Source organism: Planomonospora algeriensis (genome assembly GCF_977012225.1).
The window spans coordinates 1-14,339 of record NZ_CDRNDK010000131.1 but is presented as its reverse complement, the minus strand read 5'-3'; the positions used below and the strand labels follow the sequence as shown (position 1 = coordinate 14,339).

Here is a 14,339-nt window from a genome sequence, read left to right as displayed (position 1 = left end):
TGCGGTTTCAGGGCCGAACGTGGCATGGATCGGCCCGGAGCTGCGGAACGCAGGCCTGGTGCTGGGCATCGTCTCCGGTGCGGCGGGCGGGGCGCAGCCGGACCGATCGGGAACGTGCCGGTCCAAGCTCATGACCTCGATCTGCAGGTGGGTGGGCGCGTCCTCGGCCATGGACGGCACCAGCGCGACGGTGAGCGTGTCGCCGACTGCGGCGAAGCGGCCCAGGCGGTGCAGAATCAGGCCGCTGACGGTGTCGTACTCATCCTCATCCGGCAGTTCCAGGTCGGTGGCCAGGGCGACCTCGTCGATGCGCAGGCCCGCGTCGACCTCCCAGCCACCGGCGGTGGCGGCGACCGGAGGGATGTCGAGGTCGTTTTCATCGGCGATCTCGCCGACCAGTTCCTCGGCCACGTCCTCCCAGGTGACCAGGCCCGCCAGGCCGCCGTGCTCGTCCAGCACGCAGGCGACCTCCTCACCTCGGGCGTGCAGCTGGGCGACCAGATCGGGCAGGGAGACCGAGAACGGCACCACCAGCACGTCGCGGGCGAGGTCGGCCACGCGCGTGCCGGCGGCCTGCTCGGCGGACACGGGGGCCAGCTCGCGCAGGCCCACCACGCCGATCACCTCACCGGGGTCGGCGCCGAGCACCGGATAGTGGGTGTGGCCGTGGCGGGCGATGAGCTCGTCCAGCTCCGGGATGAGGGCCGTACCGGAGACGGTGACCAGGTCGGCGCGCGGGACCATGACCTCTTCGGCGGTGTGATCAGCGAACGCCAGCGCCCGCTCCAGCAGGTCGGCCTGCTCACCCGGCAGGTGGCCGTGGGCTTCGGACTCGCCGATGATGTGCCCGAGTTCTTCCAGGGTCGCGCCGTGGTGCAGTTCCTCGACCGGTTCGATGCCGACGGCGCGCAGCAGCCGGTTGGCCGCCGCGTCGAACAGCCGGATGACCGGCCCGGCGACCGCCATGTACAGCAGGGTGGAGGCGGCCAGCGCGCGGGCCAGCGGTTCGGGCCGGGCCAGCGCCAGGTTCTTCGGCGCCAGTTCGCCCAGCACCATCTGGATGATCGTGGCGATGACGAACCCGAGCGTCAGCGCGACGGCGTCGAGTGCGCCGCCGGTGATGCCGATCGCCTTCAGGCCGGGCGCGACCAGCTCGGCCAGCGCGGGCTTGGCGATGAACCCGACGACCAGGGCGGTGACGGTGATGCCGAGCTGGGCGCCCGACAGCATGAACGACAACCGCTCCATCACCTTGATCGCGCGGGCGGCTTTCTTGTCGCCGCCGGCGGCCTGCTGGGACAGGGCGAGCCGATCAGCGGTGACGTAGGCGAACTCCTGGGCGACGAAGTAGCCGGTGGCCAGCGTCAGCACCAAGACGGCCAACAGGCCCAAAGCGATGCTCATCGCTGATCCCTGCCTCGTCCACGGCAGGTTCGACCATGGCTGGAGTCCGATGACACGGACACCACCACCCCATTCCTTCCGGCCCGGCGGGGCCGTCTCATCACATCCTGCGGATTCGTGACCGCAGGCGAGAACCGATCATGGACACCACGGTAACCCAGCTGTGTGATCGGCTTGCCGCAGGGCGCCTTTGCTGAGGTCAACGCGGGAAAAGGCATCACCGTGCCCGGATGCGAGCGGTGTGAGCGAGGTCATAGCCTCGTTGCCGCCAGGTCTTTCTCACCCGCCGATCCGGCGGGCGGCACCGGGAACCACGTCCCGGTACTGATCGTTTCCAGGAGCGGTCACATCACTCGAGCAGGAAGAGGAAACCGTGGTCTTCAAACGCATGCTGGGTGCCTTCGGCGTCGGCGCCCCCTCGGTGGACACCGTGCTGGCCACCGCGCGCGTGCAGCCGGGTGAGCTGCTGCGCGGCGAGGTCCGCCTCAAGGGCGGTGACTTCGACGCCGACATCGAGCACATCACGCTCGGGATGGTCACCCGGGTCGAGGCTGAGCACGGCGAGGGTGAGCAGGTCGGCCTGATCGAGTTCTTCCGCACCGAGGTGTCGGGGCCGTTCACGCTGCGCACCGGCGAAGAGCGTGTCGTGCCCTTCCAGTTCCCGGTGCCGTGGGAGGCGCCGGTCACCGAGGTCATCGGCCAGCACCTGCACGGCATGGCCATGGGCGTGCGCACCGAGCTCGCGATCGCCAAGGCCGTCGACAAGGGCGACCTGGACCCCGTCGAGATCGCCCCGCTGCCCGCCCAGGAAGCCGTGCTGCGCGCGTTCACGCAGCTGGGTTTCGCCTTCAAGAGCGCTGACCTGGAGATGGGCCGCCTCTACGGGGTGGACCAGCGGCTGCCGTTCTACCAGGAGATCGAGTTCTACGCCCCGCCGGCCTACGCCGGACAGTTCACCGAGGTCGAGCTGACCTTCGTGACGGGCCCCGGTGGGATGGATATCATCGTGGAGGCCGACAAGCGCAGCGGCCGCTACAGCTCCGGCGGGGACGCCGTCGGCCGCTGGCAGACCAGCCACGCCGACGGCCTGCACCGGGACTGGACCGCAGAGATCAACGGCTGGCTCGCCTCGCTTTCCCAGTACGCCGTCGGCGGCTTCCCCGGTGGCCACCATGATCCGTATGCCCACCAGGGCGGTCACTACGGTGGTCACCACGACTCCCACCACGGCCACCGCAGCGGTCCGGGCATGGGCGGGGTCGTGGCCGCCGGAGCGGCCGGGATGGTCGGCGGGTTCATCGCCGCCGAGGCGATCGACGAGATCGGCGACTTCTTCGAAGGCGAGGAGGAGTGACCACACCGGTTCTGGCCTGCTGAGCCCGCACCTGGCGCAACGATGACGGCCCGCCCCGCGCACAGCGCGGAACGGGCCGTCACCCGTCTTGTGCGCCGAGCCGGATGCCGCACTCGGCGAGCGCCGGGTCGGTCAGTGGATTTGGCGCCGGTCGTAGGCCTTGACCGCGACCGTCACGCCGCCGGCGGCCAGCGCTACCTGGACGGCCAGCTCGATCCAGTCGATACCGCGGGTGTCGGCCACCCCCAGCACGGCGGCGACGGCGGTGCCGATGAGCGCGGCGACGATACCGATCACCATGGTCAGCCAGATCGGGATGCGCTGTCGGCCCGGGATGACCAGCCGGCCGAGCGCTCCGATCACGATGCCGATGATGAGCGCGGAGACGAGGCCGGTCACTTCCATGCTGCACGCTCCCGTACGCTGGCCGCCGACCCCCATCAGCCGAAGGCGACGAACCGATCGCCTGGTTCAACGGCCGGACGCCTACGGTGGTTCCGCCGCATGGCGACTGCCGCAGGCGAGGCGGGTCACGGCGGCACGGCGTCGCTGAGCGGGTAATCCAGGGCCCGATGCCACAGGTCCACGATGGCCTGCAGCGCCTCTGCCGTGTCACCGGTCGCAGGGACGAGCAGGGCTCCGTGGATCTGCGCCTCGACGCCTGGACGGCTAGGAGTGCGCTCAGCTATGGATAGCGAGCCGATCGAGACCCCGGCCCGCTCGGCGATCTTGTTCGTGGTGGTTTCGCCGTAGCCGTGCCGCCGGAAAAGCTGAGCAGCCGCCTCCAGGATCGCCGCGACCGTCTCGCGTGAGCACTGCTGGCGGGACTGTTTACGGACAGTGAGCACGGCCCTCCAATGCGAGTACCGGAAACTGACGATAGCTCGCATTATGGGAACGCGGACGTGCGCGCTTCGCCTGGCCCCCGCCTTTCTTCCCGCTGGGCGGAGATGTCCTTGTGCTGCCCGACGTTCTCACCTACGCCGTCCGCCTCCTGCCTGGCCTGCTGCTGATCGGTACCTGTGCCGCCCTGATGCGCAGCGACCGCGATCCGCTGCTGCGGATCATGATGCTCGTCCTCGGGTTCATGCTGATCCGGGATGCGATGACACCCTCGGGATTGTGGCGTCTCGGGGCCGTCGGCGCGGTGCCGTGGCTGCGCTTCACCGACCAGGCGGGCATCCTGCTGACATTCGGCGCGGGTGCGCTGGCGCTGACCGCCCTCGTGCTGCGCCTGGATCGGGACCTGCGCGTGCTGGTGCGCTGGGGCCGCTTCGGCTGCGCCGCAATCGGGCTGGGCCTCGGGGGCTGCGCTGCTGTCGGCCCTGCTGTTCGCCGCCTGCCACTCACGCCCCGGCTGCACGGTCCCCGACCTGATCTTGTCCTTCCAGTCGAGGGCGGCCTCCTCGTGGGCACCTCATGTGTGACCGGCCGCTGCAACGAGACGGTGACAGGGGTGATCGGGCCAGTGATCGGACGCCGCACCTACCGTACGCCCACGGCGGTGATCACTCCGAGAGCGGTGACACCAGCTTGCAGCAGCTCGATCCAGTCGGTGCCTCCGATGACGGCCACCTCAGGACCGCTGTCGACCCGCCTGCGTTCGGCTCTCCAGTGGTGAGACGTTGATTCCCCGGTGCGGCGCGGCTCGGTAGACGGCGACGGAGAAGGGGCGGTGTACGGTGGTGTCCGCCTGCTCCGTCAGCTTCGACACCGCCGCATCGGCATTCAGATGGCGGTGAAGCCGTTGGCTCTCCGGCCAGGGATGGACCATGACCAGCAGACCGGCGGGTTCCAGCAGCGCGCTCAGCCGGGCGCAGGCGTGCCGGACCCGGTCGTCGCGCCCCAGGTAATAGAGGGTCTCGGCGCAGAAGATGAGGTCGAAGCGGTGCCCGGGATCGTGGGTGAGGATGTCGGCCTGCAGGAAACGCACCCGGCGGGCCTCCTCGCCGGTCCGGCGGCGGGCACGCTCGAGCGCCCGCCGGGAGATGTCGATACCGGTGATCTCGGCGTCGGGATAGGTGTCCGCCAGCAGCCAGGTGAAGACTCCCTCGCTGCATCCCACCTCCAGGATCCGCCGGTACGACCGCGCGGGCAGCTGCCGCAGCGTGGTGGCGTACTTGTGCTGCTCGTAGTCGTCGGTTCCCAGGTTCCACGGGTCCGGGCGGCGATGCCACCAGTCGAAGTAGCGGCGCAGCACCGCCCCCTGCCCCCGCGCGGTCAGCAGGGACACCGTCTTGAAGAGCGCGCGGTGCAGGGTCTGCGGGATCTGCGCCGTGATGGTCATGCCGCCTCTTTCCCGTCCGGAAGGCCGGCTCGAAAAGATCGTCGCCTGTGGGCTCGATGAGACCCTACGAACGCCGACGGCTGGACGTCATGGATCTTGCGGCCGATCTGCCGAACTCATCCTGCAGACGGAGGCACGAGCGGTGCGGCTACGGCACCTCCGGCAGACGCCCGCCGGCACGCACCAGACCGGTCTGGAAGGCGTACACCGCCGCCTGGGTGCGATCGCGCAGGCCCAGCTTCATCAGCAGGTTGCTGACGTGGGTTTTCACCGTGGGCTCGGCGATCGTGAGCCGGCCGGCGATCTCCCCGTTCGACAGGCCGTGCGCGATGAGCGCCAGGATCTCGCTTTCACGTTCGGTCAGCTGCTCGATGCGCAGACCGGTGTGCGCCGGGGAGGGGGCCAGGCGGGCGAAGGCGTCGATGAGCCGCCGCGTCACCGACGGCGCCAGCAGGGCATCACCCCTGGCCGCGATCCGCACCGCCTCGCCCAGCTCGCGACCGGTGGCGCTCTTCAACAGGAACCCGCTGGCCCCGGCCCGCAGCGCCTCGTAGACGTACTCATCGAGATCGAACGTGGTGAGCACCACCACCTTGGTACGGCCCGCGAGCCGCCGGGTGGCCTCCAGGCCGTCCATCACGGGCATGCGCACGTCCATCAACACGACGTCGGGGCGCAGCTCGGCGGCCTTGCCGACGGCCTCCCTGCCGTCGGCCGCCTCACCTACCACCTCGATGTCGGGCTGGGCGTTGAGCAGCACCACGAACCCTTCGCGCACCATGGCCTGGTCGTCGGCGACCAGCACCCGGATGGTCATATCTCCTCGCTTCCGTCGATGGGCAGGCGCGCGGTGACGGCGTACCCGCCGTCCGCCCGGGGGCCGGCGGTCAGCTGCCCGCCCAGCATCGCGATCCGTTCCCGCATTCCCAGCAGCCCGTGCCCAGGCCCTGAGGAGGATGCGGGCGGCGGGTTCAGCGGCGGGCCGTTCGTCACGCGCAGATCCAGGCACGCGGGCCGGTAGATGATTTCGATGCGCGTGTCCGCGCCGGGGGCGTGCCGCAGCACGTTGCTCAACGACTCCTGGACGATGCGATACGCCGACAGCTCCACCCCCGGGGCAAGCGTCCGCCGGATGCCGGTCGTGGCCGCGGTGACGTCCAGGCCCGCTTCCCGGACCCGATCCAGCAGATCACCGAGGTGCCCCAGGGTCGGCTGGGGGCCGTGCTCTTGCCCTGCGGTCTCGCTTCTGAGCAGGCCGAGAATCCGGTGGAGCTCGGTGAGCGCTTCCAGCGCGCTGGTGCGAATGGTGGCGAAGCTGCGCATCAGCTCCTCGGGGGGATCGGTCACCCGGCAGGGAGCGGCCTCGGCCTGGACGGCGACCACCGACATGTGGTGGGCGACCACATCGTGCAGTTCGCGGGCGATGCGGGTGCGTTCCTCCAGCAGAGTGCGCCGGGTCTGTTCCTGTCCGCTCACCAACTCGGCGCGGGCCATCTTGCGCAGCGCCTCGCTGCGGCCCCGCAGCGCGCCGACCGCGACCGAAACCGCACCCGAGAGCACCGTCATGTCGGCCAGAGCCGACAGCGCCCGCCCGCCCGACAGCCCGAAGGCCAAGGCGATCCCGGCCGCCACAGTGATCAGCCACATCTCGGCCAGCACCCGCGGCCGGGCCCGAAGCCCGGCCAGGGCCAGCACGCTCACGTGGACGGCCAGGCAAGGGGCGGGCCATATCGTCTGCACGGGTTGTGCGACCAGTGCGGCGAGCACGGCGGTGAGCGCGGCGGCGCCCAGAGACAGCCACCAGCCGGCCATGGGCCAGTACAGGCACAGCGGCAGGGCCAGAGCCTGGGTGACGCCGAGCATCGCGGCGGGCTCGTTGCGAAAGCCGTAGTCCTCGATCAGCGTGTGCCAAGCGACCGCGGCCAACAGCACCGTACAGACGCCTACCGCCAGGTGCACCGCCCAGGCGGCTGAGGGGAACCGCGCCAGGGGCAGGGGAAACAGCGGTGCCTGCGCACCCGGGGCGAGGTCCCCGCGAAGGGTACGCAGTCCAGCGCCGATACGCCACGGGCTGCTCAACCGTCGCCTCAGCGCCGAGCACCTCCCGCAAGGACATCCGTCTGGCGGCGCCGATACGGATTCCGATCAGCTCATGGAGGCGGCGCGCCTCCAGTCTGCCCAACAGATCCGGACAGTGCCGCAGAGCCGATGCATTCCAGATTTGGTGGAGTCACCTTGGCTGGCTGTCATGCAGGTTGGACGTTCGGGCGTCTCATATTCGACGGGAGTCATACTTTCAGGGCGCTGTGACGTCGTTACCCATTGAGCGGGACAGGCCCAAGACCCCGCACAGCCGTTTGACGCCGAAGGCGGGCGCGTGGTCGGCGGTGAAGGGCCAAACGGCTCACCCCAGCGTCTCCCGCGCGAAACACTCCGCGGCCTTGCGTAGGATCTCGCGCTCCAGCTTCAGTTCGGCGACTTCCTTGCGCAGGGCGGCCAGTTCGGCGTCCTTGGCGGCCTCGGCCGCCGCCTCGGGCCGCTCGGCGCGTTCGGCCGCGCGGACCCGGCTGCGCAGCGTCTCGTGGGTGATCCCGAGCTCTCGGGCGATCTGCGCGACCGGCCGGGTTGAGGAGCGCACCAGCGCCACGGCGTCAGCCCGGAACTCCGCCGGGTATGTGAACGTCGCCAACGAGGACTCCGCTCCATGGAACTCTCATGGTCCAGGTCCCAAGGTGTCCACGTCCAAGGTGGAAGTCCCGCCGTACCAACTCTGATCATTTCCTGGGCTTGATGCGGGGACTTGCCGTCGACGTGAGGAGATCACGCTGGAGGTTCCCCTACAGGCATCGACCCCGGTCAGCCATGCTACGGATCTTGCCGTTTCAGCCGACCCCGGTCTGCGTTATCCGGAGGGGTGTGGAGTTGCCCCGGATGCGGACCGCGCGCCGAGCGATCCACGCCATGCCGCGCGCCACCGCCGACGAGATCACCCGCCCCGACACCCCGCACTACTGCATGCTCATCCTGGCCGCGCCGAGCGGCGCGGTGGAAAACCACGCGGTCCAGGAGTTCCTGGCCGACCTGTGGCGCGACATGCTCAGCACCGTCAAGGACCGGCTCGCCCGCGGTGTCACCGACGGCGACCTCACCGCGCCGCCCGCCGGCCTCGACGCCATCACCCGTTACCGAAGGTCCGCAGAAGGCATCGGCCCTCAAGCCGGGGATGAGTGCTACACCACCGTGGTGCAAGGCCTATCCGTACAAGCCCGCGACGGTGCCGACCACGCCGCGTTGGAAGCGGTCATCACCTGCGCGATGGCCGCCTGGGACACCCTCACCTCCGCGCCGTCACACTCAGCGAGTCAGATAACTACCGGCAGGTCCCCGAACTGGGGCTCGCACTCGCGGAAACACCTTGCCCGGCCAGCCCCACCCGTCCGCAACGACCACGAATCGCAATCGTGATCCATCACCCGGCTATCTGACGGCTCGGGACACGTTCGAGAGCGGATGGCCCGACCGGTCACGGACTCGGGGACGGCGGGCGCAGCCCCGGCGGGTCCCGCAGGACATCGGCGGCCTGGGCGACGACGGCGTCGATCAGCTCCTCACAGGAGGGCAGGTCGTCGATGAGGGCCACCACCTGGCCGGCGGCCATCACCCCGAGGTCGGGGCGGCCGTCGACCATGGCCGCCTTCAGCAGCATGGGCGTGTTGGCCGCCATCAGCATCTGGGACCAGGTCAGCTCCCTGCCGTGCCTCATGGCCAGGCCGTCGCGGATCATCTCCGGCCAGGACATGCCGGAGAGCTTCCGGAAGCGGGCGGCGTTGCGCACCGCGCGGGCCAGGCCGGTCAGCCGGCCCGCGTCCTCCAGCCCGTCCACCAGCGGCGTGCGCAGCACCCGGTGCGGCATGCCGTCCACCTGGCGGGTGACCACGGTCTCCGACGCGGCCAGATAGAGCCGTTTGACCGCGTCCGGGACCGGGCTGTCGGAGGTGAGCAGGAACCGGGTGCCCATGGCCACGCCCGCCGCGCCGTACGCCAGGGCGGCGGCCAGGCCCCGGCCGTCGAAGAAGCCGCCGGCGGCGATCACCGGGATGCCGACGGCGTCGACGATCTGGGGCAGCAGCAGCGTGGTGGCGACCGGTCCAGTGTGGCCGCCGCCCTCGCCGCCCTGGACGAGCACCGCGTCGGCACCCCAGGCGGCGACCTTCTCCGCGTGGCGGCGCGCCCCGACGGACGGGATCACCACGACACCGGCGTCCTTCAGCCGGGCGATCAGCTCCGGGCGGGGGGCCAGCGCGAAGGAGGCGACCTTCACCCGGTGCCTGATCAGCAGGTCGACGCGGTCGCCCGCGTCGGAGGCGTCGGCGCGCAGGTTCACCCCGAAGGGCGCGTCGGTGCGCGAGCGGACCTCCTCGACGGCGGCGGCGAGCCGGTCGAGGGTCATGGTGGCCGAGGCGAGGATGCCGAGTCCGCCCGCGTCGGCCGTCGCGGAGACCAGCCTCGGCCCCGCCACCCAGCCCATCCCGGTCTGCACGACCGGGTGGCGGACGCCGGTCAGGCGGGTGAGCGGCGTGTCCAGCATCTGGTCGATCATGCCCGGACCTCCCGGTCCCGCAGGCCCCGGGGGTCGAGCACCTCGCGGATCAGCCGCAGTTCCTCGTCCGTCGGCCACCGGGTCTGCGGCACGTCGCCGTCGATCACCAGGTCGAAGCCGGTGGCGGCGGCGACCTGCCCGGCCTCCACCCCGGGGTGGACCGAGACCAGCCGCATCGTCCCGTCCGGTGTGCCGAAGTCGAACACGCCCAGGTCGGTCACGACCCGGCGCAGGTCGTGGAAGCGGGAGGCGCGCGCGCCCAGCTCCGCCGCCCGGTCGGAGCCGACCCCGCTGACCACGTCCGCCTCCGGCACGAACACCCGGGTGGAGTGGCGGGGGATCCAGTAGCTGACCGGGTTGCAGATCGTGTTGCCGGGGGCGCCGCGCACGCCGAGCAGTTGGGAGGTCGGCCGGGCCCAGTCGCCGATCGCCGAGATGTTGGTGTTGCCGTACCGGTCGATCTGGGAGGCGCCCATCATCACGTGCCGCCGTCCGTTCTGCACCAGCCACAGGTGGTCGCGGAACGGCAGCCAGCCCTCCGCCGGGCCCGTGGGCGCGCCGATCGGCACCGGCTCGGCGGTGAGCAGCGCGCCGCCGTCGGTGGTCAGCAGGCCGGGCTCGAAGGTGAGCCGGGCCAGCCGCGCCCCCAGGATCGAGCAGGTGCCCATCGCCGCCGCCAGGATCTCGCCGTCGCCGCGCCAGGCCTCGGCGCAGGCCGCCACGCAGACCTCCGCACGGGTCGCGTTCACCGCGCCTCCTCGTGCCAGCGCCGTACCGCGTCCCGGTAGGCGGTCTCGTCCCCGGACAGGAACCGGTCGGCGAAGGCCGCCCATGCCTCCGGGTCGGCGGCCGAGGCCGCGTAGTGCCGCTGGAAGGCCTCGTCGCGGCTGCGGTCCCCGCACTCGGTGAAGTGCGCGCCGTCCGGGGCCTCCACCACACCCGCCACGTGCATCCGGCTGACCAGCAGCGTCTGCGGCGGGCCGGCCAGCCCGCCCGGGTCCACCAGTCGCTCGCAGCTCAGGTAGGTGCGGGCGGCGGCCTTGGCGAACAGGTCGTCCAGATAGGGGTCGGGGCCCAGGTACTGGCCGTTGCCGCGGGTGTCGGCCCGGTCCAGGTGGACCAGCGCCGCGTCCAGCGTCAACGCCGGCACCGCGACCAGTTCCTCCCCCTCCGCGTCCTCCCCCGCGTCTTCCTCCGGGCCCTGCCCGGCGGCGCCGTACGGCCTCCCCGCGGCGTCGCGCTGCGGCCCTCCCCCGGCGTCGCACGGCCTCCCCGCGGTGTCGTACGGCGAGCGGACCGTGCGCAGTTCCGGGTTGATCCGCATGACGTCCGAGCCGAGTCCGGCGCGGGTCGGCAGGAACGGCAGCCGGTGCGCCGCGGCGAGCAGGCCGAACATGAACATGCCCTCGTCGTACTCGGTGAGCTCGACCGCCCCGTCCCGCCGGGCGGCCCGGAAGTGCGGTTCGAGGGGGACCGAGTCGAGCGTCACGAAGGGGGCGACCACCCGGCGGACCTTCCCCGCGGCGCAGAGCAGGCCCACGTCGGGCCCTCCGTACGACACGACCGTCAGATCCCGCAGGGAGGACCTGCAGACCGCCCGGACCAGGGCCATCGGCTTGCGCCGCGAGCCCCAGCCGCCGATCCCGACCGTCATGCCGCTCTCCAGCGAGGCGACGACCTCCTCGGCCGTCATCACCTTGCTCATCGGCCCGCTCACTGCTCCTCCCCCGCTGCGCGGACGGCCCCGTCCCTCCGCCGGCCGTCCCGCCCGCCGCGCCGGGCCCGCTCCCGGTAGCCCGTCATCCCCGCGCCCTCTCGGCGGCGAAGGCGTCGCGGTGCCGGTCGCCGACGCCCATCAGATTGAGCTCGAAGGTGAAGCCCTGCTCGAAGCGGTAGCTGCGGTTGACGTCGACCGGGTCGATGCCGTTCAGCGACTCCTTCGCCCGGCGGATCACGTAGGGGTCCTTGGCGGCGATCTGCGCGGCGACCTCGAAGGCGGTCTCGCGGAGCCGGTCGGCGGGGGCGACCGCCAGCACCGAGCCGAACGCGTGCAGTTCGGCCGCCGTGACGTTCCGGCAGGTGTAGACCATCGCGCGCATCAGGTGCTGGGGGACGAGGCGAGCCAGGTGGGTGGCGGCTCCGAGCGCGCCCCGCTCCACCTCGGGCAGGCCGAAGTAGGCGTCCTCGGCGGCGACCACGATGTCGGCGTTGCCCGCCAGGCCGACGCCGCCGCCCAGGCAGAACCCATGCACGGCCGCGACGACCGGCACCTCGCACCCGTAGACGGCCGCGAACGCCGCGTGGCAGCCGCGGTTGGCGCCCACCAGCGCCTCGAACCCCGGGGCGGCCCGCATCTCCTTGAGGTCCACCCCGGCGTTGAAGCCCCGGCCCTCCGCGCGGAGCACCACGACGCGGCTCGCGGCGTCGCTTCCGGCCTCCCGCACGGCCTCCGCCAGCTCGAACCAGCCCCGCACCGGCAGGGCGTTGACCGGGGGGACGTCCACGACGATCTCGCGGACGCCGTCGTCGTGCTTCCTGGTGGAGATTCCCATGGGCTACCTTTCCACCAAACATTTGTTAGAAATTAAGGTAGCAAAGGAACGGCGCGACCGCCTCCCCGGACCGGGAGCACGGGCCGCCCCTTCTCGTTCCCGCCGTCACCGATGAGGAGAGCCGACGATGATCTGCAAGGACCGCGTCGCCGTCGTCACCGGGGCCGGGCGCGGTCTCGGCCGCGCGCACGCCCTGGAGCTCGCCCGGCAGGGCGCCAAGGTCGTGGTCAACGACCTCGGCGTGGGCGCCGCCGGGGAGGGCGGGTCGGACAGCCCCGCCCGGCGGGTGGCCGAGGAGATCCGCGCGCTGGGCGGCGAGGCGGTGGCCGACTGCTCCGACGTCGCCGACGGCGACGGGGCCCGGCGCCTGGTGGAGACCGCCCTGAAGGCGTACGGACGGCTGGACGTGCTGGTCAACAACGCGGGCTTCCTCCGCGACCGCATGCTGGTGAACCTGTCGGAGGAGGAGTGGGACGCGGTGGTGCGCGTCCACCTCAAGGGCCACTTCCTGCCGCTCAAGCACGCCGGGCTGCACTGGCGGGCCGAGTCCAAGGCGGGCCGGCCGGTGGACGCCAGGGTGGTCAACACCTCCTCCGGAGCGGGCCTGCTCGGCAGCGTGGGGCAGGGCAACTACGCCGCGGCCAAGGCGGGCATCGCGGGTCTCACCCTGGTCGCCGCCGCCGAACTGGCCCGGTACGGCGTGACCGTCAACGCGATCGCCCCGGCCGCCCGGACCCGGATGACCGAGCGGGTCTTCGCCGCGACCATGGCGGCCCCGCAGGACGGCTCCTTCGACGCGATGGCCCCGGAGAACGTCTCCCCCCTGGTGGCCTGGCTCGCCTCGGCCGGGTCGCGGGGGGTGACGGGGCGCGTCTTCGAGGTCGAGGGCGGCCGGATCTGCGTGATGGAGGGCTTCCGGCACGGCCCGGCCTCCGACAACGGCGCCCGCTGGCAGGCCGCCGACCTAGGCCCGGTGATCACCGGCCTGCTCGCCGACGCCGCCGCCCCCGAACCCGTCTACGGGGCCTGAGGACTACGCACCGGCTCAGAACCCGATCAGCTCCGGCGGCCGGGCGACGGGCCGCAGCATGCCGGGCAGGACCACGCGCAGTTCGCCGATCGTCCGGGACGGCAGGTCGAGGCGGACCTCGAAGACGGTCTCGGTCTCCAGCGCGTCGGCGGCCTCGGCGGTCAGCTCCAGCCGGAGCACCGCCCCGTCCAGTTCGATGAAGCGCACGCCCTCGCCGGTGCCGCGCATGCCGTGACGCGCCACCCAGTAGGCGTCCTGGTAGCGCGTCACCATCAGGCACCCGGCATCATCGGGTCCGTCGGCCTGCTCCGCCAGGTAGACCGTGTGCTGGCGGTGATCCTGGTTATGACTGAGAACCCGGGCGGTCATGGTCGAGGCCGGTAGGTAGTCGAACTCCCCCGCGATCGGCAACGGCGGCGTCCGGTCGTCTCCGCGGAGGCCGCCCCACCGGTCGTACTCGTCTCCGTACGCGACGGGCAGGCCGAGAGGCTCGGCGGTCGGCAGTGCGGCCGCCAGCCAGCCGGGCGGCTCCTCGCGGGGGAATGCGGCCAGTTCCGCCAGCGCCGCCGACGGCGGCACGTCCTCGAACGGCCGCGCGGAGGAGTCGACACTGCCGGTGTAGCCCCTGCTTCCGGGTGAGAACGCCAGCTCGCAGGTGAACCAGGTGCCCGCGTCGGCGCGGTAGGACAGCTCGCGGAGACGCCGGAACGGCTCGTCCATGCCGTCGACGGCGAGCTCGCGGCCGTCCCGGGTGACGGTGGTCAGCGCGTGCGCGCCGATCCGGGCGTGGCGGACGGTGAGCCGCGACCAGCCCGGCGCGGCGGCGGCGCGGGCGAGATCACCGATCTCCATCCGCATCGCGTGGCCCTCATCGGGCCGGGAGCGCCAGTTCCGGTTCCGCTTGGATCGGGTGGACTTCATGGTCATCCTTCCTGGCCGGTGCCGCCGGCGTCTCCGGTCAGCCGGTCGTGCAGCCGGCGGACCTCGCGGAGCAGGCCGCTGTTCCCCTTGCGGGCGGCCGTCTCGCGCACTTCGGGTATCTCGCCGCGCGCGCCGCACCACTCGGCGGCCGTGGCGGCGAGCGTGACGAACCCGGCCAGGCCGTTGCGCGG

At 71.8% G+C, this 14,339-nt stretch carries 17 protein-coding genes; 4 read left to right on the top strand and 13 right to left on the bottom strand.

What is annotated here, in order from left to right; translation table 11 throughout:
- Positions 1-1,404, bottom strand: a 1,404-nt coding sequence (locus ACWJ6R_RS15905; RefSeq protein ID WP_449062969.1) for a hemolysin family protein, incomplete at its 3' end; no start/stop codon positions are given.
- 373 nt (positions 1,405-1,777) lie between these two features.
- On the opposite strand from ACWJ6R_RS15905, the gene ACWJ6R_RS15900 reads away from it, so the two are divergent.
- Complete coding sequence (locus ACWJ6R_RS15900; RefSeq protein WP_449062968.1) at positions 1,778-2,758, top strand: sporulation protein; 981 nt, start codon at positions 1,778-1,780, stop codon at positions 2,756-2,758.
- Between the two features lie 132 nt (positions 2,759-2,890).
- Here ACWJ6R_RS15900 and ACWJ6R_RS15895 read toward each other — a convergent pair whose 3' ends face one another.
- A complete protein-coding gene (locus ACWJ6R_RS15895) occupies positions 2,891-3,163 on the bottom strand; it encodes a GlsB/YeaQ/YmgE family stress response membrane protein (protein ID WP_449062967.1) in 273 nt (90 codons plus the stop codon).
- 125 nt (positions 3,164-3,288) lie between these two features.
- Entirely contained in the window at positions 3,289-3,606 is a 318-nt protein-coding gene (locus tag ACWJ6R_RS15890; RefSeq protein WP_449062966.1) for a helix-turn-helix domain-containing protein, read from the bottom strand.
- A 110-nt stretch (positions 3,607-3,716) separates the two neighbouring features.
- Here ACWJ6R_RS15890 and ACWJ6R_RS15885 point away from each other — a divergent pair, with 110 nt between their 5' ends.
- Complete coding sequence (locus tag ACWJ6R_RS15885; RefSeq protein ID WP_449062965.1) at positions 3,717-4,379, top strand: hypothetical protein; 663 nt, start codon at positions 3,717-3,719, stop codon at positions 4,377-4,379.
- Here ACWJ6R_RS15885 and ACWJ6R_RS15880 read toward each other — a convergent pair.
- From ACWJ6R_RS15880 to ACWJ6R_RS15865, 4 genes are all read right to left on the bottom strand, one after another.
- A complete protein-coding gene (locus ACWJ6R_RS15880; protein ID WP_449062964.1) occupies positions 4,335-5,045 on the bottom strand; it encodes a class I SAM-dependent methyltransferase in 711 nt (236 codons plus the stop codon). The two genes, ACWJ6R_RS15885 and ACWJ6R_RS15880, sit on opposite strands and share 45 nt — an antisense overlap.
- A 148-nt stretch (positions 5,046-5,193) precedes the next feature.
- A complete protein-coding gene (locus tag ACWJ6R_RS15875) occupies positions 5,194-5,862 on the bottom strand; it encodes a response regulator (protein ID WP_449062963.1) in 669 nt (222 codons plus the stop codon).
- Positions 5,859-6,977 (bottom strand): sensor histidine kinase, encoded by a 1,119-nt coding sequence (locus ACWJ6R_RS15870; protein ID WP_449062962.1) that lies wholly within the window; start codon positions 6,975-6,977, stop codon positions 5,859-5,861. Before ACWJ6R_RS15870 ends, ACWJ6R_RS15875 begins: the two co-directional genes overlap by 4 nt.
- Before the next feature lie 472 nt (positions 6,978-7,449).
- On the bottom strand, positions 7,450-7,734 hold the full coding sequence (locus ACWJ6R_RS15865; RefSeq protein ID WP_449062961.1) for a transposase: 285 nt from the start codon (positions 7,732-7,734) through the stop codon (positions 7,450-7,452).
- A gap of 242 nt (positions 7,735-7,976) precedes the next feature.
- Here ACWJ6R_RS15865 and ACWJ6R_RS15860 point away from each other — a divergent pair, with 242 nt between their 5' ends.
- The gene (locus ACWJ6R_RS15860) at positions 7,977-8,510 is read left to right on the top strand and encodes a hypothetical protein (RefSeq protein WP_449062960.1); all 534 of its coding nucleotides are present in this window, start codon (positions 7,977-7,979) and stop codon (positions 8,508-8,510) included.
- A gap of 58 nt (positions 8,511-8,568) precedes the next feature.
- Here the strand turns inward: ACWJ6R_RS15860 and ACWJ6R_RS15855 are convergent, their stop codons facing one another.
- From ACWJ6R_RS15855 to ACWJ6R_RS15840, 4 genes are all read right to left on the bottom strand, one after another.
- Positions 8,569-9,645, bottom strand: a complete 1,077-nt coding sequence (locus ACWJ6R_RS15855; RefSeq protein ID WP_449062959.1) for an NAD(P)H-dependent flavin oxidoreductase — start codon at positions 9,643-9,645, stop codon at positions 8,569-8,571.
- Positions 9,642-10,394 carry a CoA-transferase subunit beta gene (locus tag ACWJ6R_RS15850; protein ID WP_449062958.1) on the bottom strand — a complete coding sequence of 251 codons (753 nt, stop codon included), beginning with the start codon at positions 10,392-10,394 and terminating at the stop codon, positions 9,642-9,644. The genes ACWJ6R_RS15855 and ACWJ6R_RS15850 overlap by 4 nt, the downstream gene beginning before the upstream one ends.
- Positions 10,391-11,350, bottom strand: a complete 960-nt coding sequence (locus tag ACWJ6R_RS15845) for a CoA transferase subunit A (RefSeq protein WP_449062957.1) — start codon at positions 11,348-11,350, stop codon at positions 10,391-10,393. The genes ACWJ6R_RS15850 and ACWJ6R_RS15845 overlap by 4 nt, the downstream gene beginning before the upstream one ends.
- A 94-nt stretch (positions 11,351-11,444) precedes the next feature.
- On the bottom strand, positions 11,445-12,197 hold the full coding sequence (locus tag ACWJ6R_RS15840; RefSeq protein WP_449062956.1) for an enoyl-CoA hydratase family protein: 753 nt from the start codon (positions 12,195-12,197) through the stop codon (positions 11,445-11,447).
- Between the two features lie 127 nt (positions 12,198-12,324).
- Here ACWJ6R_RS15840 and ACWJ6R_RS15835 point away from each other — a divergent pair, with 127 nt between their 5' ends.
- On the top strand, positions 12,325-13,227 hold the full coding sequence (locus tag ACWJ6R_RS15835) for an SDR family oxidoreductase (protein WP_449062955.1): 903 nt from the start codon (positions 12,325-12,327) through the stop codon (positions 13,225-13,227).
- Between the two features lie 15 nt (positions 13,228-13,242).
- On the opposite strand, the gene ACWJ6R_RS15830 is transcribed toward ACWJ6R_RS15835, so the two are convergent.
- Positions 13,243-14,148 carry a hypothetical protein gene (locus ACWJ6R_RS15830; RefSeq protein ID WP_449062954.1) on the bottom strand — a complete coding sequence of 302 codons (906 nt, stop codon included), beginning with the start codon at positions 14,146-14,148 and terminating at the stop codon, positions 13,243-13,245.
- A gap of 2 nt (positions 14,149-14,150) precedes the next feature.
- Positions 14,151-14,339 (bottom strand): hypothetical protein (locus ACWJ6R_RS15825; protein WP_449062953.1); only part of this gene is annotated, 189 nt, incomplete at its 5' end.